This is a genomic window from Mesorhizobium sp. M0019 (genome assembly GCF_040323975.1).
Lineage (GTDB): Bacteria > Pseudomonadota > Alphaproteobacteria > Rhizobiales > Rhizobiaceae > Mesorhizobium.
Genome location: NZ_JAMYVK010000059.1, coordinates 1 through 21,570 on the forward strand (window position 1 = coordinate 1; position 21,570 = coordinate 21,570).

Annotated in this window: 16 protein-coding genes and 2 pseudogenes; 5 read left to right on the forward strand and 13 right to left on the reverse strand. The window is 59.2% G+C overall.

Annotated features, from left to right (window positions below; translation table 11 throughout):
* Positions 1–368: 368 nt before the first annotated feature.
* On the reverse strand, positions 369–1,256 hold the full coding sequence (locus tag NKK47_RS29845; RefSeq protein ID WP_352579285.1) for a PfkB family carbohydrate kinase: 888 nt from the start codon (positions 1,254–1,256) through the stop codon (positions 369–371).
* A gap of 103 nt (positions 1,257–1,359) precedes the next feature.
* Between NKK47_RS29845 and NKK47_RS29850 the strand changes: the two genes are divergently transcribed.
* Entirely contained in the window at positions 1,360–2,361 is a 1,002-nt protein-coding gene (locus tag NKK47_RS29850; protein ID WP_352579286.1) for an SIS domain-containing protein, read from the forward strand.
* A gap of 60 nt (positions 2,362–2,421) precedes the next feature.
* The gene (locus NKK47_RS29855) at positions 2,422–3,549 is read left to right on the forward strand and encodes an NAD(P)/FAD-dependent oxidoreductase (protein WP_352579317.1); all 1,128 of its coding nucleotides are present in this window, start codon (positions 2,422–2,424) and stop codon (positions 3,547–3,549) included.
* Between the two features lie 382 nt (positions 3,550–3,931).
* Here the strand turns inward: NKK47_RS29855 and NKK47_RS29860 are convergent, their stop codons facing one another.
* A complete protein-coding gene (locus NKK47_RS29860; protein ID WP_502905083.1) occupies positions 3,932–4,141 on the reverse strand; it encodes a transposase in 210 nt (69 codons plus the stop codon).
* A gap of 248 nt (positions 4,142–4,389) precedes the next feature.
* Between NKK47_RS29860 and NKK47_RS29865 the strand changes: the two are divergent.
* Together NKK47_RS29865 and NKK47_RS29870 are read left to right on the forward strand one after the other, a co-directional pair.
* Positions 4,390–4,743 (forward strand): annotated as a pseudogene (locus tag NKK47_RS29865) (IS66 family transposase); the annotation flags it as partial.
* Between the two features lie 18 nt (positions 4,744–4,761).
* Positions 4,762–4,911: pseudogene (locus tag NKK47_RS29870) on the forward strand (IS630 family transposase); the annotation flags it as partial.
* Between the two features lie 98 nt (positions 4,912–5,009).
* Here NKK47_RS29870 and NKK47_RS29875 read toward each other — a convergent pair.
* From NKK47_RS29875 to NKK47_RS29925, 11 genes are all read right to left on the reverse strand, one after another.
* A complete protein-coding gene (locus NKK47_RS29875) occupies positions 5,010–6,668 on the reverse strand; it encodes an ABC transporter ATP-binding protein (RefSeq protein ID WP_352579287.1) in 1,659 nt (552 codons plus the stop codon).
* Complete coding sequence (locus NKK47_RS29880; RefSeq protein ID WP_502905086.1) at positions 6,658–7,494, reverse strand: ABC transporter permease; 837 nt, start codon at positions 7,492–7,494, stop codon at positions 6,658–6,660. Before NKK47_RS29880 ends, NKK47_RS29875 begins: the two co-directional genes overlap by 11 nt.
* 44 nt (positions 7,495–7,538) lie before the next feature.
* Positions 7,539–8,510 carry an ABC transporter permease gene (locus tag NKK47_RS29885; RefSeq protein WP_352579289.1) on the reverse strand — a complete coding sequence of 324 codons (972 nt, stop codon included), beginning with the start codon at positions 8,508–8,510 and terminating at the stop codon, positions 7,539–7,541.
* 205 nt (positions 8,511–8,715) lie between these two features.
* Positions 8,716–10,311, reverse strand: a complete 1,596-nt coding sequence (locus tag NKK47_RS29890; protein ID WP_352579290.1) for an ABC transporter substrate-binding protein — start codon at positions 10,309–10,311, stop codon at positions 8,716–8,718.
* A gap of 99 nt (positions 10,312–10,410) precedes the next feature.
* On the reverse strand, positions 10,411–12,447 hold the full coding sequence (locus tag NKK47_RS29895; protein WP_352579291.1) for an oxidoreductase: 2,037 nt from the start codon (positions 12,445–12,447) through the stop codon (positions 10,411–10,413).
* Between the two features lie 48 nt (positions 12,448–12,495).
* A complete protein-coding gene (gene aldA / locus NKK47_RS29900; RefSeq protein WP_352579292.1) occupies positions 12,496–13,980 on the reverse strand; it encodes an aldehyde dehydrogenase in 1,485 nt (494 codons plus the stop codon).
* Between the two features lie 394 nt (positions 13,981–14,374).
* Entirely contained in the window at positions 14,375–15,169 is a 795-nt protein-coding gene (locus NKK47_RS29905) for a GAF domain-containing protein (protein WP_352579293.1), read from the reverse strand.
* A gap of 1,034 nt (positions 15,170–16,203) precedes the next feature.
* The gene (proC, locus tag NKK47_RS29910) at positions 16,204–17,070 is read right to left on the reverse strand and encodes a pyrroline-5-carboxylate reductase (protein ID WP_352579294.1); all 867 of its coding nucleotides are present in this window, start codon (positions 17,068–17,070) and stop codon (positions 16,204–16,206) included.
* Between the two features lie 27 nt (positions 17,071–17,097).
* Positions 17,098–18,027, reverse strand: coding sequence for an electron transfer flavoprotein subunit alpha/FixB family protein (locus NKK47_RS29915; protein ID WP_352579295.1), 930 nt, complete (start codon positions 18,025–18,027; stop codon positions 17,098–17,100).
* 18 nt (positions 18,028–18,045) lie between these two features.
* On the reverse strand, positions 18,046–18,795 hold the full coding sequence (locus NKK47_RS29920) for an electron transfer flavoprotein subunit beta/FixA family protein (protein WP_352579296.1): 750 nt from the start codon (positions 18,793–18,795) through the stop codon (positions 18,046–18,048).
* Between the two features lie 37 nt (positions 18,796–18,832).
* Positions 18,833–20,461 (reverse strand): choline dehydrogenase, encoded by a 1,629-nt coding sequence (locus NKK47_RS29925; protein ID WP_352579297.1) that lies wholly within the window; start codon positions 20,459–20,461, stop codon positions 18,833–18,835.
* 342 nt (positions 20,462–20,803) lie between these two features.
* On the opposite strand from NKK47_RS29925, the gene NKK47_RS29930 reads away from it, so the two are divergent.
* Positions 20,804–21,469, forward strand: a complete 666-nt coding sequence (locus NKK47_RS29930; protein ID WP_352579298.1) for a GntR family transcriptional regulator — start codon at positions 20,804–20,806, stop codon at positions 21,467–21,469.
* Positions 21,470–21,570: the final 101 nt, after the last annotated feature.

Consider the following 21,570-nt stretch of genomic DNA (forward strand, 5'->3'; position numbering starts at 1 on the left):
CGAAGCCGGTGAAGTTGCCGTTGGCGTCGGTGAAGACATAGGGTTTCGCATCGCCCATGGTTCCGACGCTGATCATCGTCGGGTCAATGAGATTGTAGGGGTTGTCGGCCGACCGGGACGGCCCAGACGTCTCGAACAGACTGACGCCGGCTATCATGACGGCTGCCATGGCCAGACTGCATTTTGCCAGATGGCGCCTGCTCAAAATCATTTGCATGTTATCTCCCATTGGATTTGGCCGAACCTCGGCGTGCGTTCCCAACTCAACGCCTCATTCCGACCGACTGACGCGTCTCCCGCCGGAGTACCACCGTCTTGCGTCACAAATGAGAACGTTCTCATAAACCTAACACCGCCTCCTCCTTTCGTCAATTGCAGGTGAATTTCTTGGAGGATGGCATCGGCTCACGCCGAAGGGCCGCAGCGCGGATTATCTCCAACGTGGCCTTTCCGATGTCGATTGCTGCCGGATAACCCACCGCTCCGTAGTGCAGACACGTGACCGCAGCAGCCTCCGCTGCGTGCCTCAGTACGTCCGCAGGCGCTTCTCCCTTGAGCAGCCCAAACAGCGTTCGGGCAATGAATGTATCGCCGGCGCCCAGCGTATCGACGGGGCGGATCAGCGGCGCCGGGGTGTAGAAGGAGTCGGAAACATTATGGAGAACAGCACCGGCCCTCCCGCAGGTTACCAAGACCCACCGAGAGCCGAGTTCAAGCAGCTCGGAGGCGATCGCTTTGAGCTCCGCGTCGGCGAGACCTTCGCCCGAGATGGACGCCAGGAAACAATGGCGGCCAATGTTCCGTCGATGTTCCTGCTCCCTGCGCGTGGAAAAATCATAAGATAGTAGGGCTTTACTCGATGCAGCGGCCACCCAGGGGTCCAGGCCGCTGGACTGGCCGATATGAACAGCCTGATAGCCCGACAGGAAGTCCAGATCCTCTTGCACCGGGGCGAACATAGAAACGCCGAGATCGAAGTTCACGAAAACGCGTTCGCCGCTGCTGTGGCCGATCAGGCAATAGGCGGTCGGGCCGTCGAGGCGGCGCAGCCGCTTAATGTTTACGTGTTCCGCCTTCAGCGCCCGGTGGATCAGATCGCCGGCCCCGTCCCTACCGATCGCTCCGACATAGGCCGACTGCCCACCGAAGCGGCTTATATGGACCGCGACATTCAGGCAGTTTCCGCCCGGATACATCTCGGCGCGTGTTAGGTAGCAATCGACCACGTTGTCGCCCATCGCGGCAATCTTGACCATCAAGGAACTTTCGGATTAGAAATAGTGTGAGAACGTTCGCATATGCGGTGACTGCCTGTCAATCAGGCGCCGTCGCCAGCTTCATCGCTTGAAAGGATCACCAATGATTTCTGCCCCGCCCGCCGATGTTCAAAGCGCCTTGGCCGCTGTTGCTGGCAAAGCGTTTTCGCACGTATTCCTCGTGGCGTGCGGCGGCTCGCTCTCCATCATGATGGCAGGCGAATACTTCGTCGATCGACACGGTGGCACACTGGCCTGCGACGTCTACAATGCGGATGAGTTCGTCTGCCGCGATCCGCGGCGGTTGGGACCTGATACGCTCGTTGTCCTTTGCTCGCAGACAGGAACAACCAAAGAGACGGTCCGGGCGGCCAGTCATGCAAAAGGTCGAGGCGCAACGACGATCGGCATGACGCTCGATCTGACATCGGCCCTGGCGCAGGTTGTCGACCATGCGGTCGTCTACCAAGCCTCCTACACCACGGGCAAGCCGATCGATGCTGCCTACGGCAACTACGGCGTGCTCTACATGCTGCTTGCGGGTCTCATCGATGCCCAGGAAGAAGCTGGGTTGGCCGCGGACCTGCTGATCAGCCTCGGCAGTCTTCAACCGGCGATCGAGCGCGCGCACCAAACCTATGCCAACCGGTTCGAGGCATTTGCCCCTCGTTTCGCCCCCCAAACGGCAATCTACACGCTTGCCAGCGGTGCCTGCTATGGTGCGGCCTATTCCTACGCCATCTGTGTCCTGATGGAGATGCAGTGGTACGATTCGCAGGCAATACACGCGAACGAATTCTTTCATGGCCCATTCGAGGTTGTGGACAGGGATGCTTGCTTCATCGTCCTGCTGGGCCTGGACGAAACGCGGAGGCTCTCCGAACGCACCCGCGATTTCCTTTTCAAACACGGCAGCGCCGAGAACATCCTCACGCTCGACGGCGCAGAACTCGACCTGACCGGGATGGTCGATCGCTTCAAGCCGTATCTGGTGCCCTTGGTCTTCTTCGATACGCTGTGGCGCTTTGCCTACCAGCTGGCTGACTTGCGCAACCAGCCGATGCTGGAAGGCCGACGCTACATGAAGAAGCTGACCGACTATTAGGCGATGCCGGCATTGCCCAGCTCCGCGGTCAAACCTGAACCGAGTAGGAACAAACAACCCATGACTTCATCCCCCAAGCCTCGCCGCGTCGTCGTTGTCGGAGCAGGCATTTTCGGCGCCTCCTCGGCGCTGCATCTGGCACGGCTCGGTTTGGACGTGACCATCGTCAACGACGGCGCGCCTGCCAATGGAGCATCCGGGCGCTCGTTGTCTTGGCTGAACTCTGCCCGGCGAGAAGATACGCCGTATTTTCGCCTGCGGATGGCCGGGATCGACCGCTATCGCACGCTAGCAGCCACGCGCCCAGAAACGGCTGCGTGGCTCCGCTTCGACGGCGGCCTGACCTGGGACGCCGATGACGAAGCGAACCAGATCGCGTCGATCTGTCAGCTCGAACAAAGTATCGGCTATGATGCGATCCTGCTCGGTCGCGCAGAAGTCGCCGCGGTGACACCTGGCGTGAACGCTGGTGCAATCACCCAGCAAGGCGCCATTTTCAATCCGGGAGAAGGATGGGTCGATCTGCCATCCTTGATCGATCTGCTGCTCAGTGAATTCCGGGCTCGCGGTGGCAAGCTCATTCAGGACGCGGGTCTCGTGCGGATAGATATCGGCGGCGGTCGCGCATGCGGCGTCGTCACTGCCCATGGTATGAAGATCGACGCGGATGCGGTGCTGCTTGCCGTCGGGCCGGCCACGCCCACCATGCTCGCCGAAATAGGCGTCCATGTCCCCGACGCAACCCCCATTTCATTGCTCTTGAAGACCAAGCCGGTCAAGAGCGCGCTCCGCGCGGTGCTGAACACGCCGCGCGTGGCCGTGCGCCCAACGCCCGACGGTGCATTTGTCCTGGATTCGGCATGGTCGGAAGAGGAAGTCATCGTCAACTCCGACGGCACCCATACCGTTCACGATGAGACCGTCCAAGGTCTGCTCGATGAAGCCAGTGCCGTGCTCGAAGGCAATCCCCGGCTCCAACTCGCCAGCTATGGTGTAGGCCCGAAGCCAATCCCCGGCGATGGCGAACCGGTGCTTGGCGCTATCGAGACAATCGCCGGCATTTACGTCACCTTCAGCCACAGCGGCGCCACGCTTGGACTGATCGCCGGCGAATTGCTTGCCAGGGAGATCGCCTCCGGCAATCCGCATCCCATGCTTGCTAGCTTCCGCCTGCACCGTTTCGGCTGAAAGGCCAATCGACCTCAATGTCCAGCCGGCCAGGCGCCGCCGCGGCATCTCACATTCACATTGGCAGGGATTATCAAGTTCGCTGAATGCACGAATGTCCGTATCTTATAGGCTGAACGCTTCGCGAAGCACCGCCAGGCTCAAAGCGCAGGTCGTTAGCTCGTTACTAAGACTAGATGCTCGTCTGTTCGGGCTAAATTTCAGTAGCGCGCCTTGCAGACTTATATCCAAATGCTCCAGAGGGCACGGTTTAGCTACCAGATCTGGGGCTGCATAATATGCAACTTTTGACGGCAAAGCGTGAGCGCTGTTTTCAGGCCACGTCCTTGAACTCGGGGTGTGGATGTAGGCTCAGGGCAGGAGGTCTTCGATCTCGCTTCCGTCAACGGCAGACGAGCGGCCCGACCCAGGCGAATAGTTGCTGCGGGGACAAGCCGTATCGCCGGGCCACCGCGCTCACGGTCTCGCCGGCTTCGTAGCTGTCCGCCACGATCCGCGCTTTCTCCTCCGGCAACCATTCGCGCCGCCGGCCGGTGCCCGTGAAAACCTCGAACCGTCGCGCAGGCTCAGGATCGCTGGACTTAAGCGCCATCTTTCGTATCGGCTTTGAGGGATGATGTTCGGAGCCTTTGAGGGCTTCGACATACGACCGCCGGCAGTAGAACCAGAACCGCTATTTGTTGCGGCGGTGATTGCAGCGCCGAGGCCTGAACCAGCGGCAAGGCCGCGCCGGCCGCGGAAGCAGAAGGCCGTCCGGGATGCCGGCGCGATCGAACTGGAGATCAACGGCATCGCCATGCGGGCCGGCCGTGCCCCCGACGCAAGGACGGTGGTCGGCGGCGCCGCACCATTCGCCTGGAAAAGAGCCGCCCGATGGTCGTCGGTCTCGAACCCTGGCTGCGCGAGAAGCTCGGTCTGATCAGCCAGAAGACAAAGCTCGCCGAGGCGATCCGTTACACGCTCTCGCGTTGGGAACGGCCTCTCGGGCTTCCTCGACGATGGTCGCATCGAGTTCGACAGCAACACCGTCGAGCGCTCGATCCGTCGCGCTGGACCGCAAAAACGCACTCTTCGCAGGCTCCGACGGCGGCGCCGAGCATTGGGCCGTGGTCACCTCACTGATCGAAACCTGCAAACCCAACGGCGTCGAGGCTCCGCGGCTACCTCACCGACGTCCTCACTAGGATAGTCAACGTCAGAACACCGCTTACGATCAAACACTGGATGCGCCAAGCTCAGAAGCGTACCGTTGAGGACACTTGGCGCCACATTGGCCACCTCGTCACAACGATCGAGCGCGCCGAATGCAACAACTACTTCACAAGCGACGGATATGTTTCCGTCAAACGTGGAAGACTCTAGGCGGGAAAATGACTGATTGCAATTTGGCTTGACGGGTGCGCGATCGGCACGATGCTGCACGTTAGATGCAAAATCTCGATGCTCGACTGAAGTAGTACCTATGCTTGTTCTGGTGTCCTATCTGTGCGCTTGGCGAGGAGGCGCGTGAGCCAGTCGGGGTCCATCTCCGGAACCGACGAGAGCAACAATTCCGTGTAAGCCGGATAAGGTGGCGACAGCACTTGCGACTTTGGCCCTTGCTGGACCACTTTGCCCTGCCACATGACGACGATTTCGTCAGCGATCGCCTTAACCGTCGCGATGTCGTGGGTTATGAAGAGATAGGTTACCTGGGTCTCGTTCTGCAGGCGCATGAGGAGGGTGAGAATTTCTTCTTGCACTATCTGGTCGAGAGCCGACGTAACTTCATCGCAGATGATAAGCTGCGGCTCGGCGGCAAGCGCCCGGGCAATCGAAATACGCTGCTTCTGCCCGCCCGAGAGTTCGCTCGGCAGGCGATCGATGTATCTCTCATCGAGCTCGATCATTTCGAGCAGTTCGACCACCTTGCGGTCGCGCGCCTGGCCGCGGATACCAAGGTAGAATTCGATTGGTCGGCCAATGATATCGCGAACCCGCTGGCGTGGATTGAGGGCAGTGTCGGCAGACTGGTAGATCATCTGGATCTTGCGCAGCATATCCTTTTCACGATCTTTGAGTGTCGTCGGCAGCATCTTGCCGTCGAAGACGATCTCGCCATTAGATGGCGGCAGAAGGCCGGTAATGACGCGCGCCAAAGTCGATTTGCCGGACCCACTCTCACCTACCACAGCCACGGTGCGCCCACGCGGCAGGTTGATCGTCACATCGTCCAGGACCTTGACCACAGAGTAACTGGCATCGATGTTCTTCATCCGGACCAGCAGGTCGTCACCGGTCGACTCGGACTTCGCCAGCTTCCGCACCGCCCAGAGGCTCTTGGTGTAGGCTTGGGTCGGCGCGGTCAAAATTTCGCGGGTGGGCGCCTCCTCGACCGGAAGCCCGTGGCGCATCACCATGATGCGATGCGCCATCTGCGCGACCACGGCGAGATCGTGGGTAATGTAGATCGCGGCGGTATGGAACCTTTCCACGATATCGCGCATCGCCGCCAGCACTTCCACCTGCGTGGTGACATCCAGCGCCGTCGTTGGCTCGTCAAAGATGATCAGATCCGGCCTGCAAGACATCGCCATGGCCGTCATGGCGCGTTGCAACTGGCCGCCCGAAACCTGATGCGGATAGCGATCGCCTATTGTCTCGGGCTGCGGCAGCTGCAGGAGCCGGAAAAGATTACGAGCGTCGGTCTCCGCCTCTTCGCGCGCCAGAATCTTGTGGTCGACGGCGGTTTCAACGGTCTGGTCGATGAGTTTGTGCGCCGGGTTGAAGGAAGCGGCGGCACTCTGCGCCACATAGGCGATGCGGGAGCCCATGATGGCACGCTTCTCGGCTTCGCTCGCATTCAGGAGGTCGATGCCGTCGAAGACGATGGAACCGGAGACGAAGCGACAGCCGGGCCGCGCGTAACCCATCGCTGCCAGACCGAGCGTCGACTTGCCGGCGCCGGATTCGCCGACGAGGCCCAGCACTTCGCCTGCCTTCAGGGTAAGATCGACGCCCTTGATGATGGGATGCCAGGCATTGTCCGACTCGCCATCGATCTTAAGACCGCGAATCTCGAGAAGGGTCTGACCCTTGACGCGCTTCTTGCCCGCATCCCGCGTGATGTCAGTGCCCATCGCGAAGCCCGCTCGTCTTGTTCAGAAGCCAGTCTACGACGAAATTGACAGCCACGGTGAGGAGCACGATCGCGCCGGCCGCATAGAGCGGCGTCAGGTTGCCGTAGGTGATGAGCGATTTGTTCTCCGACACCATCGAGCCCCAATTGGCCGTTGGCGGTTGAATGCCGACGCCCAGGAACGACAGCGCGGAGATGGTGAGGAACACGAAGCAGAACCTGAGACCGAACTCGGTTATGAGCGGCGCGACGATATTGGGTATGATTTCCTTGAAGATGATCCAGCCAATGCCTTCGCCGCGCAGTATGGCTGCTTCCACGAAGTCCATCACCACCACGTTTAGAGCGCTAGCGCGGCTCAGACGAAATACGCGGGTGGCGTCAAGCATCGCCAGAATGACGATGAGGTTAGCCATGCCTTTGCCGAAAATGGCAAGCAGCATCAGCGCGAAGATCAGCGCCGGCATTGCCAGCAGTGCGTCGGCGATGCGCGACACGATCTGATCGAACCAGCCACGGTTGAGGGCCGCAAGCACGCCGACGGTCACCCCTACGAAAAAGGAGATGAGCGTCGCGATGAGGGCTACGCCAATGGTGTTGCGGGCGCCGTAGATCAAGCGCGAAAAGATGTCCCGACCGATTTGATCCGTTCCAAGCAGGAAGTCCGCATGCAGTCCGCCCGGCAGGTAGGCTCTGCCGACGATTTCCGCTTGCCCATGCGGGGCGATCAATGGCGCCAAAATCGCACAGATCGCATAGATCACTATTACAATCATGCCGAACCACGCGCTGACCGGTGCCTTGGCGAGTTCGCGCTGCACCGTCATGACGCGACTGGGGCGTGAACGCATTTGTCTGGATCGACTTAGGCTCATTTCGGATGCAACAAACGGGGGTTGGTCACGATGCCGATGATGTCCGCGATCAGGTTCAGGAGGATGTAGGTCAACGCAAAGATCAACGTGCAACCCTGCACAACAGGCACGTCGCGGCTGGAGACTGCGTCGACCATCAATTGTCCGATGCCAGGATAGACGAAGACGACTTCGACCACCACGACGCCAACAACCAGATAGGCGAGGCTGAAAGCGATGACGGTGACAATCGGTCCCCAGGCACTCGGCAAGGCGTGATGCAAGATCACTCTAGCGGGCGAAATGCCCTTGAGGCGGGCCATTTCGATATAGGGGCTGGCCAGCAGGTTGATGATCGCGGCTCGCGTCATACGCATCATGTAGGCGATGATGACCAGCATAAGCGTGAGAGACGGAAGCGTGGCGCGGTATACGTGCTCCCAGAATGGTGTCGAGGGATCGACAGTGGACAGCGAATAGAACCAGCGGTGCTTGATGGCGAAGAATACAATCAACACGTAGGCGATAAAAAATTCTGGCATCGCAATGGTGGTCAGCGTGGCGGCGTTGATCATACGGTCGAACCAGCTGTTGCGGTGGAGCGCCGTCACGACGCCAAGAAACAGCGACAAAGGGACCGCTACAACGGCAGTCATGATCGCAAGGAAGAAAGTGTTGTAAAGGCGTGGCGCAATCACATCGGTGACGCTGCGTTTGATGCTGCCGTCAACGCCGGCATAGGAGTCACCGAAATCGCCCCGCGACGCGTTTGCGACCCACTCGACGTAGCGCACGAAGGCTGGACGATCGAGCCCGAGCTGATGGTTAAATGCCGCGACTGTTTCGGGTGTCGCGCTCTGGCCCAGGACGGCCTCGGCGAAGCCGCCAGGCAACATCGACAGCGAAGAGAAGATGATTATGGTTACCAAGAACAAGGTCAGCAGGCCCAGCCCTATACGCTGCAACACTGTCCGCAAAACCGGATGCATCAAGCTCCAACCAATCATCTACGGACACATGTCACGAACATCCTCGCCCTTATCCCTCTGTGTGAATCCAATTCGGCTGAACCGGTGACCCATACCTTGGGAGGCGATCATTGGCGCGGCCGATGAAACAGTGACGTTCCGGAGTCGAGGATCCAGTCCAATACAAAGAGGCTGGCGTCGCCTTGGCGACGCCAGCCTCGCCATTTTAGCCTTCGAACCACCAGCGTTGATAGGCTCGACCACCATCAAGCTGCCATTCCGAAGACACGTTCGATTGATGTTGCACGCGCTCATTGCGCGCAGCGAGGAAGCTTTGGAAGAACGCAACGATCGTACCAGAATCGTCGTGGCAAAGCTGCTGCATCTCCTTGTACATTTGCGCGCGCTTTTTTTCGTCGAGCTCCCCTTTGGCAGACAGGAGAAGCTGTTGGAACCGGTCGTTTTGCCACCGCGTATTGTTCCAGGCCGCTCCTTGTCTGAAGAAGGTCGAGAATACCATGTCGGGGGTCGCCCGTTGGCCATAGTTGCCGCCAGCAAAAGGCTTCTTGCCCCACACGTTCGACCAATAGGAGTCGGTCGGCTCGTTCACGACATCGAGCTTTATGCCTGCCTTCTCTGCACTCTGCTGATAGATATTTGCGATATCGATCGCGCCGGCATAGACGGCATCGCTCATGGACAGGCTTACCGCGAGACCTTCAGCGCCAGCCTTCTTGAGGTGGAACTTAGCCTTGTCCGGGTCATACTCGCGCTGTTCCAACTCGGCGTAATACAGAATGTTGGGCGCGATCGGCTGATCGTTGCCGATCGTGCCATGTCCCAGCGCGATTTTTTCCAGAACCGCTCTTCTGTCCAAAGCGTATTTCAGTGCTAGCCGTACATCGACGTTGTCGAAGGGTACGGCCGAGCAGTCCATATCGATGGTAACCTGGGTGCCGCTGGGGACCTCGTCCACGACGACGGAGGGCGCGCTCTTCAGCATGTCCAGCACCTTTGGATCCGGATCCGCGATCACATCGGCGATGCCGCTCACGAGGCTGTTCATCCGGGCAGTGACGTCGTTGATGCCGAGAAGCTGCACCTCGTCGAAATAAGATTCCCGGTGATACTTGTCGTGCCGAACGAAGTTCGCCTGGACGCCGGGCTGGAACGATGCCAGCTTATAAGGCCCTGCACCAATTCCCGACGTCGCGTTCACCTTGCCTGAGGCGTCGGCGGGCATGATCGCGATGTGATAGTCAGCGAGGATCGCGGGCAGGTCCGCCGTGCCAACCTTCAGGGTGATGACGACGACGCCCTTTCCGTCCGTCTTGATCGACTCGACGTCGCTCAAAAGCCCTTTCGCGCCCGATTTCGAATCGGGTCCAAGGTGGTGATTGAGCGAGGCCACGACATCATCCGAAGTCAGCGACTTCCCATTGTGGAACTCCTGGCCTCTCGCCAACGTGAATCTCCAACTCTTAGCATCGGGAGTGGCCTCCCAGGATTCGGCCGAGTCCGGTCCGATCTTATTGTCGGGCGTCACTTCGGTAAGGTATGTGCCCCAGATGTGCGGGGATTGGATCGCGAACGCGCCTTGGGCTTGTGCGGGATCGAGCGTGTCCGTCGTGTTGGCATCGCCCACGGCCGCGCGGAAGGTGCCGCCCTTCTTGGGCGTCGCCGCTGCCACTTGGGTGCTCCACAAGGCAGTGGCCGACGGCACGCTAAAGCCCAGCGCAAGGGCGCCCTGCATGAATTGACGCCGCGAAAGAGAACCTGTCTTGCTTTGGACGACGAGATTTGAAAGATCCGTTTTGTTCATTTGATCATTCCCCTATGATGTCTCTCTGGTTGTTATTTCTCTTGCGGATCGCTTCCCTCGAAAGCCATCCGGATGGTTGGCCAAGCTCGGGTCGCACTTTCAGAAATCCTTGCAAAGCCGCAGCGAGTCAAAAATCGCGGCATGGATGTTTCGGCTGGCGACTGCATCGCCGACACGAAAAAGCATGAATTCGCCTTGCTGATTGAGCTCGAGATTTTGCTGCGAACCGCTCAGCAGGGCGTCCTGGTCCGTCACGCCGTCGTTGCGCGAGTGTTGGCGGCATTCCTCATAGACTTCATCGACCGGCAGCGTCCCGCGCTCGACAACGACGTGGTCGACCAAGCGCTCGATGTCAGGCCCGCCATACTCGTTAGAGAACGTGACTTTGAGCTTGTTGCCTTGACGCTCGATACGCTTGATCCGGGAGTCCGGAGTGATCTTCACGCCCTTTCGATAGAAATGCTCCAGGAAGATCGAGAAGTTCTGCGCTGCCATGTCGTAGGCGGCAGACCTGTCAGGCGTCACATATTCGACCTTCGTGTCAGGCCGCCCCGCCAGATGATCCGCGCATGATGGCGCGGCCGGCTGCCCATTGTCGTCATATACGAGAATGTCACCGACCAGAGGCGGACCCGTCAGCGCATCCCAAACGCTTTGAGCCATCTCGCCACCCGGCACGAAATCGGTGTCTGGTATACCGCCTGTGGCGATGATGACAATATCCGGGTTGAGTTCCCGTATTTCGGCCAAGCCCGCCATCGTATTCCAACGAATATCGACACCCAAGTCTTGAAGTCGCTCGCCATACCAATCAACGATGCCGATTAAATCACGGCGCCAACCCGCCAGCGCGGCAATCCTGATCTGACCGCCCAGCTTGCTTCCTGCTTCAAAGAGCGTCACCTGATTGCCGCGCTCGGCGCTGACGCGTGCGGCCTCCAGGCCAGCCGGTCCACCCCCAATGACGACGATCTTTTTCAACGCGCCACTCCGCTCGATGACGTGTGGCATTGTGGCTTCACGCCCTGTCGCCGCGTTGTGCAGGCACAAAGCGTCCAACCCCTGCGACACGCGGTCGAGACAGTAACTCGCGCCGACGCACGGGCGAATTTCATGTTCCTTCTTTTCCTGAATCTTCCTGACGATATGGGGATCGGCGATGTGCGCACGGGTCAGGCCGACGAGGTCGAGAATACCCTCGGCAATCGCGTGCCTTGCGGTGGCAACATCAGCGACCCGGCATGCGTGGATCAACGGCGTCTTCACGAATTTCCGGAACTCGGCCACCGTCGCAAGCCAAGGGGCTAAGGGGGACCACATGCCAGGAATTTGCAGCGCAAGCCCGTAGTGGCTCTCGATATGACCGAAATTGACGTTCATGTAGTCCACGAGGCCCGTCTCGGAGATCATCTGAGCGGCCTCGATACCTTCGGAAAGGCCGTATCCCTGGTCCCAATCTTCGCTGGCAGCCAACCTGATCCCGACAATGTAGTCATCGCCAACTCTCTCACGGACTTCCTGGAGAAGCTCGAGCGTGAAACGGATTCGGTTGCGCAGCGATCCGCCGTACTCGTCACTTCGCAAGTTCGTGGCAGGAGACATGAACTGCCCCGGCAGATGACCGTGGGACAGGATCTCGACGCCGTCGAGTTCGCCTTCCCTGCAACGGTTCGCAGCGGCGGCGTAGGCCGCGACAATTCTCTTAATGTCGTGAGTGTCGATCGCACGCGGAATTGCGCGATGGCTCGGTTCTTTAACCCGCGAGGGGGCAACCACCGGAAACCAGTTTCCAGCGTTCCAGGTCGTGCGGCCGCCAAGGTGGGAGATTTGGCCAATGATGCCACACTGATGGCTATGGATGCGTTCTGAAAATTCCTGGAAGTAGGGAATGATTTCGTCAGTGCTGACGTCGATTTGCCCGAAAACCGACGGTGTATCCGCTGAGATGAATGACGACCCGCCAAACATCGTCATCCCGATGCCGCCCTTCGCCTTCTCCTCGTGATACAATTGGTAACGGAGCTTAGGCTTGCCGTCCTCGACGTAGTTTGGAGCGTGCGGAGTGCTGACTACACGGTTCTTGAGCCGGAGGTTTTTCAGCTGGAACGGCTGGAGAAGTGGATCTGTAGCTGGCACTATCTTACCATATATTGGTGGGGGGAACGGCTGGCGAAGGTTCGAAGCTTAGCGAGCTTGGATATATATGACATGCGTTTCGGTGAACTCGTAAAGTCCGTGCTTACCATCGGCGCCGCCGATCCCGGACTTGCGACGACCCGCATGAAATCCCTGCATGGCCTCGAAGTTTTCCCGATTGATGTAGGTTTCGCCGAACTTCAGGTCACGACATGCGCGCAGCGCGAAATTGATGTTGTTCGTGTAGATGGAGGACGTGAGCCCATAGTCGGAATCGTTGGCAAGGTCGATCGCCTCGTCCAGGCTGCCAACCGCCTGTATCGGCAAGACGGGTCCGAATGTCTCACGCCGCATGATGTCCATTTCGGCGCGCGCACCGACGATCAGCGTTGGTTCGTAGTGGAATCCGCTAGGCCGGTCTGCGATTTTTCCACCGGTGACGACCGTGGCGCCGTCGCTGCGTGCTTGCTCGACCGCGCGTCCGACCTTGTCCAAACCAGCCTGGTTGATGAGTGGCCCCATATGAAGATCTTCTTCCACCGAAGGATCCCCATATCGCGTCGCCCGGAACAGCGCCTGAAGCTTCTCGACTAGGGCATCGTGCAGCCGATGTTCGACATAGACACGCTCAGCGCAATTGCACACTTGCCCAGTATTGATGACGCGGGAATCATAGATGGCCTTCGCCGCTAGATCGAGATCAGCATCGGCCAGAACGATGGCCGGGGCCTTGCCTCCGAGCTCAAGATTCACGCGTGTGAGGTTCTTTCCGGCGGTCTGCATGATATGTGCGCCGGTGGCGATGCTACCGGTGAATGTGACCAGGTCAATTTCCGTGTGGGCGACCAGCGCCTCACCGGTTGTCGCTCCCCGGCCGCCGACAAGATTGAAAACGCCGGCCGGAAGGTCGGTTTCAGCGACAAGCTCGGCGAACATGAACGCGTTGATCGGCGTCTCCTCGCTTGGCTTGATGACGATCGTGTTGCCCGTGACGAGCGCGGGTGCGAGCTTTCGGGCGATCAGAAAAAAGGGGAAGTTCCATGGCAGAATGCCCGCCACCGTCCCGATCGGCTTGCGCAGGAGGAGCATCGTCTCATTCGGACGATCGCTGGTCAGCACTTCGCCTTCCAGCCGCCGCGCCCACTCGGCCATGTAGTCAATATAGTCGGCAGTGAAATCGACCTCGACCTGAGCAAGCCCTCGGACCTTCCCCTGCTCCCTGACGATAATGTCGGAAAGTTCCAGGCGGCGCCCGCGGATATTGGCGGAGATTTGCCGCAAATATCCGGCTCGCTGCACAGCCGGAAGCTTCTCCCAAGTAGGTTGCGCCTTGTGGGCGGCTCTGACTGCGGCGTCCACTACGTCCGGGCCGCTTTCCGGAACGCGCCCGAGCGAAGCGCCGTTCGCGGGATTGGTCACCTCAATATAGCGAGACGAACCTTCAACAAATGTTCCATCGATGAAATTGCGATAATCACGCAGCCCAACCTTCGAAACTTCGACAGGCGCGCGTGTTTCACTAAGCACCGACATGCATTTCTCCCTTAAGCAGGGTTGGCGTGAACAAGTTCACTCCCTATCTTGAATAGTAGGCTGACTTGCTTTCGCTTCGATGTCATGGGCCAGGCCAAATTTCCGATGACGAAGTGGCTCACCAGCGAGCCATCGCTCTCATACCAAGAGGCTGCTGGTGCGAGAGCCTAGTTTCTAAGAGTCATCCTGGCGTGAAGGGACCGCCAGGGACACATGCGTGCTGCCACACCTTGCCGCAGTTGGACACGCGCATCAAAGTGCCGCTGTCCGTGCTCACGACCACACGCCCATTCTTCGTCGGGACTATTCTAAGGGCGATTTTGCGGAAGAAATTCGCCTCCGACCATTGGAAAAAATGTTCCAACTGATTGAAGCCCTCTGGGTATCAATACTCTCATGGCTTCCGCTTCAGTCCATACAGGTTCAGCTTCCGCTTCATTGTGGCTCTGCTGACATTCAACGCTCTAGCTACTCCAGAAACGTTGCCTTTGTTTCGCACGAGTGCACGGCGAATGGCCCCACGCTCGGCATTTGCCAAACCGTCCTCTCGGTCACCGAGAAGGTCCATGGCAGAGACGCCCTCACGCAAGTGCTTGTCCGTCAGCTTAAGTGTTAGCCGCGCCGAACGTGTCGCACCAATAACGACGTCATCAGCATCAACCGCTAGCAGTCCGGTTCCCGAACGCTGCCGGTCAGGAAGGGACACTATCCGAGCGGTGGGGAACTTGTGGTGAAAGTGATCAATCTCAATTTGACGCGCGGCCTCCGATACCACGGCAAGAGCAAAACTCGAGAAAATACCGGTCGCGGCCGTTCCGTAAAGCGATATATCCAACGCTCCTGCCACAAGTCCCGCATGATCGAAGATTGGAGCTACGGCGCAGCTGATATCGATGTCGCGTGTATAGAAATGTTGCTCCCTATGGACGGTAAGGGGGGTTCTCTCGACGAGGCAGGTACCAATGCCGTTTGTTCCTCCGGCTTGCTCGCTCCAGTCCACGCCTGGACATAGGCCCCACTGCCGCAGGTCATCCGCGTCCCCTCGCTGACCATACCAACGAATTGGCACCCCATCTATTCCCGCGAATAGGATGCAAGCACCGCTTCCTTCAGTCGAAGTGTGAAGACGATCCAGCACCGCTTGCGCCGAGAACAGAATTGCCTCCACCGGCTCAGTTGCTTCTCTCAACTCCACTTCCGTAAGAACGCGCCTTGGTTGCTCATGTGTCGGATCAAGACCGTAGCTATGAGTACACCTACTCCAAGAGGCTACCAACGTGGAACGAGTTGCGTCTCCGGCTTCGACCGCAGTCCTTATCCTTTCAGCATGACGTTCGAGTGCGAGCATAATCTTCTCAGCAGCTAGATCCTGCTCAACCTTCTAAGCGCCGGTTCTGCCGCCAGTTGGAGTGGTGCTGATCGACATCCAGACCTTCCCAAGCACCCATCGGCAGGGTGGACGATGACGACCCTCGCGAGGCCACACGATAAGGGCAGAAATTCGGCTCACGATTTGTTCCTCTGTGGCGGCCGGCCTGGAGCTTAGCTTATTGTATCCGAGATATCTAATATTGTATGCTATCCTCCGCTTCCGTCAAGCAGGCCTATCTTGCACGTTTTAGCAGATCGCATAGTCGGAGCGGTGTACAATGTGAAAGTCCGCTGAAGGAGGAACTCACCCCGGTCCTTGTCAAAGTCGTAGTTGAGAAGCCGTTTCCGTTAGTGCCGGCTGCCGTTCGGAACGCGTCACAGGTCCCATCCTAGCTGAATACTCGAACCCCGCGCATGCTGATCAGCGTCAACCGCTCGCGTGACGCTTTGCCCCAGTTGCCAACCAGGAACTGCTAGATCTGGTTCTTCATGCTTCGATCCGGGTTCCGGCGGTCTATTCGACCGAGGCGTCCACCGTGTGAGCAGGACGACACCGGCAGGCTCGGCAGTGTCGTAGTAGTTGAAACCGGTTCCATTGTCGCGCCGGCCCCGCATCAGCACCGGAAGCGCGGAGGCCTCCGCGGCAACAGTATCCGCAACTTCGAAGCCGATACCTGCGCAGCGATGCCCTACTGTCGGTGATCCAATGTCAGGCAACCTCATCTGCCCACCGGTCTGCTCTTTGTGAATTTGGAAGCATGCTTAGGCGGAGCACCGAGCGCCAAGGTTTTCTTTGATGACGCCGGGGCATAAGTACCGCGAGAGGCGTGGGCCGGAGTTGGCAAGAGAACGCTATGGCTCCCTAAGTTTGATAGATTTGGCTTTAGCCGCCGAGACAGCCTGATGGACCAGCGCGGTCAATCCATTGCCGGGCCGCAGAAGGACAGTCATTGCGGCTGCTGTCGTGCCGTTCGGACTGGTGACTTGCTTTCTTAGCGTGGCAGGAGCGTCAGCGCTCTCGAGCGCTAGTTTGGAAGCGCCGTAGATTGTTTGCTTGGCAAGTAGCAGGGCAAGCTCACGTTCGAGGCCAGCGGCTCTTGCAGCCTGCGAAAGCGCCTCGATGAAAAGAAAAAGATACGCTGGGCCAGATCCCGAAATAGCTGTCACAGCATCCATAAGTTGCTCGTCTTCAATGAAGACAACTCTGCCGATGGAGGTTAGAAGCTCCTGCGCAACAGCACGGTGAGCGGCAGTGGCCCTCGTATTGGGGCAGCAGACGGTCATCCCCTCACCTATCGATGCTGGGGTATTCGGCATGCAGCGAATGACGGCAAGAGACCGGCCTGCCCGCTTTTCGATTGTCGCAATACCAGCGCCGGCCGCCACCGAGATGAATAACCCATCAGGGGCAAGGCGGGACGAATAGAGTTCCGCCACCTCCGCCACCGTCTGCGGCTTGGTAGCAATGATGATAACGTCCGGCCTCGGTTCAGCCGGTAGTTCATCGGCGCTGGCATAGACGTGCGCGCCGGCTTTTATGGCTCGCTCACGCAGGGCGTCAGCAGGCTCGACAACGGCGAATGTGTTCTGAGCTCGCACCGTGCATCGATGCAACACTGCGGGCTCGACGACCGAACCTGTGTCGTCAACTTTCGCGAGCCACCGACTGAGCATCGCGAAGCCCATGTTGCCCGCGCCTACAAGAACGATATATGCCATAGATTGACCTTTCGGTTCGGATCGCCACTAAAGCGCCTTTTGCAGCTCCGGTAGGATGACGAAGAGATCGCCGACGAGGCCATAGTCGGCAACTTGGAAGATCGGCGCTTCCTCGTCCTTGTTGATGGCGACGATGACCTTCGAATCCTTCATGCCGGCCAGATGCTGGATGGCGCCGGAGATGCCCACCGCAATGTAGAGGTCGGGCGCGACCACCTTGCCGGTCTGGCCGACCTGCCAGTCGTTCGGCGCATAGCCGGCATCGACGGCGGCGCGCGATGCACCGACGGCGGCGCCGAGCTTGTCGGCGACCGGCAGTATGACTTCCTGGAACTTCTCCGCCGAACCCAGCGCGCGACCACCAGAGATGATGATCTTGGCCGAAGTCAGCTCCGGACGGTCGGTCTCCGACAGCTTGTTCTCGACGAAGGACGAGAGGCCGGGGTTGGCAGCAGCGTTGGCCGTTTCAACCGAGGCCGAGCCGCCTTCCGGTGCCGCCGAGAAAGAAGCGGTGCGCACGGTGATCACCTTCTTGGCGTCGGTCGACTGTACCGTCTGGATGGCGTTGCCGGCATAGATCGGCCGTTTGAAGGTATCCGGCGAAACCACTTCGATGATCTCAGACACCTGCGCGACATCGAGGAGTGCCGCCACGCGCGGCGCGACATTCTTGCCCGATGAGGTCGCCGGGGCGATTATGGTGTCATAGGCGCCGGCCAGCGAGACAATGAGTGCCGCAGTCGGTTCGGCGAGACGCTCGGCCAGTTCGTCGGCTTCGGCGAGCAGGACCTTGCCGACTCCCTTCAACTTGGCGGCGGCGTCGGCAGCTGTTTTGGCGCCTTTGCCGGCAACCAGCACATGCACGTCGGAGCCGATCTGCAGGGCCGCCGAGAGCGCCTTGGCGGTCTGGTCGGAAAGGGTTGCGTTGTCGTGTTCCGCGATGAGGAGAATGGTCATGTTTTTCCCTTCCCAGCCTTACAACACGTGGGCTTCGTTCTTGAGCTTGTCGACCAGTTCGGCGACGCTCTTGACCTTGACGCCCGCCTTGCGGCCGCTCGGCTCCTCGGTCTTGAGCACCTTCAGGCGCGGCTTGACGTCGGCGCCGTAATCGGCCGGGCTCTTTTCGTCGAGCGGCTTCTTCTTGGCCTTCATGATGTTGGGCAGCGAGGCGTAGCGCGGCTGGTTGAGGCGAAGGTCGGCGGTGATGATCGCCGGCATCTTCAGTTCCACCGTCTGCAGGCCGCCGTCGACTTCGCGCGTCACCTTGGCCTTGTCGCCGTCGAGCACGACCTTGGAGGCGAAAGTGCCCTGTGCCCAGCCGAGCAGAGCGGCCAGCATCTGGCCGGTCTGGTTGGAATCGTCGTCGATCGCCTGCTTGCCGAGGATGACGAGGCCGGGCTGCTCGGCGTCGACGACGCCCTTCAGCACCTTGGCTACGCCGAGCGGCTCGGTCTGCTCGTCGGTCTTGACCAGGATGGCGCGGTCGGCGCCCATGGCGAGCGCGGTGCGCAGGGTTTCCTGCGCCTGCTGCGGGCCGATCGAAACGACGATGATCTCTTCGGCCTTGCCGGCTTCTTTCAACCGGAGCGCCTCTTCCACCGCGATCTCGTCGAACGGGTTCATCGCCATCTTGACGTTGGCGAGTTCGACCGCCGAACCATCAGCTTTCACGCGAACCTTCACATTCGCATCCACAACCCGCTTTATAGGGACGAGTATTTTCATTGGCTTTCCCTTATCTCGGTGACATTTTTCGTGCCGCTTAGTTGGGCGCGCGGTAGTAAGACGCGCTGGCAGGCAGCAGCGGCGGCTTGTTGAGAATGCGGTCCGAGATTTTCTCGGCCATCATCATGATCGACGCACTCAGGTTGGCGGTCACGATCCTCGGCATGATCGACGCGTCGACGATTCGCGTGCGGCCCACGGCTCTCACCCGCGCGTCACTGTCGACCACCGCTTCCTGATCCGTTCCCATGCGACACGTCCCCGAGGGATGATACGACGTGCCCAGATTTGCCCGAACGAACCTCTCGATGTCCGCATCGCTTTGAGCGTCGGCTCCAGGCGTCAGTTCCGTTCCCCTGTATCTGTCCCACGCAGGCTGACGGATCATCGCGCGAGCGAGCCGCACACCCGCGACAAGGTCCTCGACGTCCTGCCGTGACTCGAGATGATTGAACACAATGGACGGAGGAGTCGCAGGGTCGGCTGATTTCAATGTCACGGCGCCGCGGCTTTCTGGTCGCGACAGGTCCATCCAGAACTGGAAGCCGGGAATGGCAACCAGCTTTCCGTTCCTTATCTGGCGCGTGAGCGGCAGAAACTCGAACTGCATGTTGGGAAAAGCGACGTCCGGACGGGTTCGAAGAAAGGCGCCCGCTTCGAAGAAATTGCTGGTCCCGAGACCTTTCTTCCGAAGTGCCCAATCTGCCGCAAGCTTCGCTTGCCCGAAGATGTTCAATTCCGATACGAGCGAATCTTCATAACGCGTTGCATATTGAAGGTTCACGCCTGGGTGGTTTTCCAGATTGCGGCCAACCCCGGGCGCATGGGCCTTGAGCTCAATCCCATGCTCGCGCAATTGGTCGGCATCGCCCACGCCCGAGAGCATGAGCAGTTGGGGGGTGTTGAAGGCGCCAGCGCAAAGAATGACTTCCCGCTCGCAGACAACCGTTCGGCGGTTTCCCTTTTGGGAGATCTCGACCCCCATCGCCGCCCCGTTTTCGATAACCACCTTGTTGACCAGAGCGTGGGACAATACCTCCAAATTTTCCCTATGCCGGGCCGGATGAAGGTATCCGCGCGCGGAACTCCAGCGCAGACCGTTGTGGATGAACGCTTGAGCTACGTGAACGCCCTCCTGCCTGTGGCCGTTGTGATCTGGCGTCAAAGCGAAACCCGCCTGCTCTCCGCTTTGCAGGAAGGCGTCATAAAGCTTGTGTTTCGCCTGGCAGCGACTGATGCGCATGGGTCCGTTGCCGCCGCGCCATTCATCGGCGCCATCGGCGAATGTCTCCATCCGGCGGAAGTAGGGCAGGCAATGCGCATAATCCCACTCGGGCAGACCCCGTTGCGCCCATCCGTCGAAGTCCATCGGATTGCCGCGATTGAATATCATCGCGTTGATCGAAGACGTTCCCCCGATAACCCGACCTCGCTTCTCATCGATCATTCTGTCTGCGAGATGAGGCTCTGGGCCGGACTCATATCCCCAGCCCAACCGCTTACTTTGATAGGCAAAGGGCAAGGCTGCCGGCATTGACATGATCGGACCGCGATCGGAGCCTCCGGCCTCGATGAGCAGAACCTTGATCGATGGATCTTCGCTCAAACGCGATGCGACAATGCATCCTGCCGATCCAGCGCCGACGATGATGTAGTCGAACTTCATTCGCGAGACTTTCGAACTGCTGCATGCGATCCAGGCTGTCTTACGGCCATGTCTGACGCTGAGTGCCCCTTTGGCGCCACAGGCTGACGACAGCCACCGCATTTGGATACAATCCATATGCTATTGCATAAAGTGGTGTCAATCCGATTCGCCTGAAGGCCAATGTGCCCCGAAGCCATCATCCCGCAGCCTGAGGGAAAGGTCTTTTCTCTTGATCACTGTTCGGTCCAAGAACATCGAATCCGTCAGTCGAGGGCTTCGCCTACAAGGCCAAGGGATTGACAAATGTATGCAATTTCCCGCTACTGCATATAATATGCGCTGATTTGCTGGCAGGTTGATATGGCACCAAAACAGATTTCCACCCGTATACCCGCGCCGGATCTCGTAAGGGACGGATTGCGCGCATCTATCCTTGCCGGCGCTTTCGAGGCCGGGCATCAGTTGCGTCAGGACGAGGTGGCCGAGCAGTTCGGCACGAGCCGTATTCCCGTCAGGGAAGCATTGCGTCAATTGGAAAGTGAAGGTCTCGTGATCTTCCATCCGAACAAGGGCGCCGTCGTCAGGGGCCTCTCCCTGGAAGACGTTCTCGAAATGCTCGACATCCGCGTCGCGCTCGAAACACGGGCGCTGAAACTGGCGATACCAAATATGGCAGTCGAAGACCTCGACACCGCCCAGGAAACGCTCGACCGGTACGACGAGACATCGGACCCGGAATCCTGGGGAGAGATGAACTGGCGCTTTCATTGGACGCTCTACGCGCCGTGCAACAAGCCCAAGCTGCTGGCTATGATCGAAGCAAATTACGGCCACGTCAATCGCTTTACTCGCGCGCAAGTATCACTTGCCACAGGCAAGGCTCGGCCCCAGAAAGAGCATCACGAACTGCTTGAATTTTGCAGAGAGGGCAAGGTCCAGCAGGCCGTGGATCTGCTCGAAAGGCATATCGAGCAGACACAAAAGTCCGTGCGGGCAAGCAGCCGCCGGATGGAAGCGGCCCGCTAGACCTAACGGTCGCCGAGCGTTACGACGCTCGCTCCAAAGCCGTTCCAGCAAGACTTCGCTGCCTGACATCCGGAGCACTCGCCCTGTCGCCAGGAAAAAGC

Coding starts and splice junctions, on each gene's coding strand:
- NKK47_RS29920 (WP_352579296.1), bottom strand. CDS start 18,795: ATGAAAATACTCGTCCCTATAAAGCGGGTTGTGGATGCGAATGTGAAG.
- NKK47_RS29885 (WP_352579289.1), bottom strand. CDS start 8,510: ATGCATCCGGTTTTGCGGACAGTGTTGCAGCGTATAGGGCTGGGCCTG.
- NKK47_RS29925 (WP_352579297.1), bottom strand. CDS start 20,461: ATGAAGTTCGACTACATCATCGTCGGCGCTGGATCGGCAGGATGCATT.
- NKK47_RS29860 (WP_502905083.1), bottom strand. CDS start 4,141: ATGGCGCTTAAGTCCAGCGATCCTGAGCCTGCGCGACGGTTCGAGGTT.
- aldA (WP_352579292.1), bottom strand. CDS start 13,980: ATGTCGGTGCTTAGTGAAACACGCGCGCCTGTCGAAGTTTCGAAGGTT.
- NKK47_RS29890 (WP_352579290.1), bottom strand. CDS start 10,311: ATGAACAAAACGGATCTTTCAAATCTCGTCGTCCAAAGCAAGACAGGT.
- NKK47_RS29855 (WP_352579317.1), top strand. CDS start 2,422: ATGACTTCATCCCCCAAGCCTCGCCGCGTCGTCGTTGTCGGAGCAGGC.
- NKK47_RS29930 (WP_352579298.1), top strand. CDS start 20,804: ATGGCACCAAAACAGATTTCCACCCGTATACCCGCGCCGGATCTCGTA.
- NKK47_RS29845 (WP_352579285.1), bottom strand. CDS start 1,256: ATGGTCAAGATTGCCGCGATGGGCGACAACGTGGTCGATTGCTACCTA.
- NKK47_RS29915 (WP_352579295.1), bottom strand. CDS start 18,027: ATGACCATTCTCCTCATCGCGGAACACGACAACGCAACCCTTTCCGAC.
- proC (WP_352579294.1), bottom strand. CDS start 17,070: ATGGCATATATCGTTCTTGTAGGCGCGGGCAACATGGGCTTCGCGATG.
- NKK47_RS29875 (WP_352579287.1), bottom strand. CDS start 6,668: ATGGGCACTGACATCACGCGGGATGCGGGCAAGAAGCGCGTCAAGGGT.
- NKK47_RS29880 (WP_502905086.1), bottom strand. CDS start 7,494: ATGACGGTGCAGCGCGAACTCGCCAAGGCACCGGTCAGCGCGTGGTTC.
- NKK47_RS29850 (WP_352579286.1), top strand. CDS start 1,360: ATGATTTCTGCCCCGCCCGCCGATGTTCAAAGCGCCTTGGCCGCTGTT.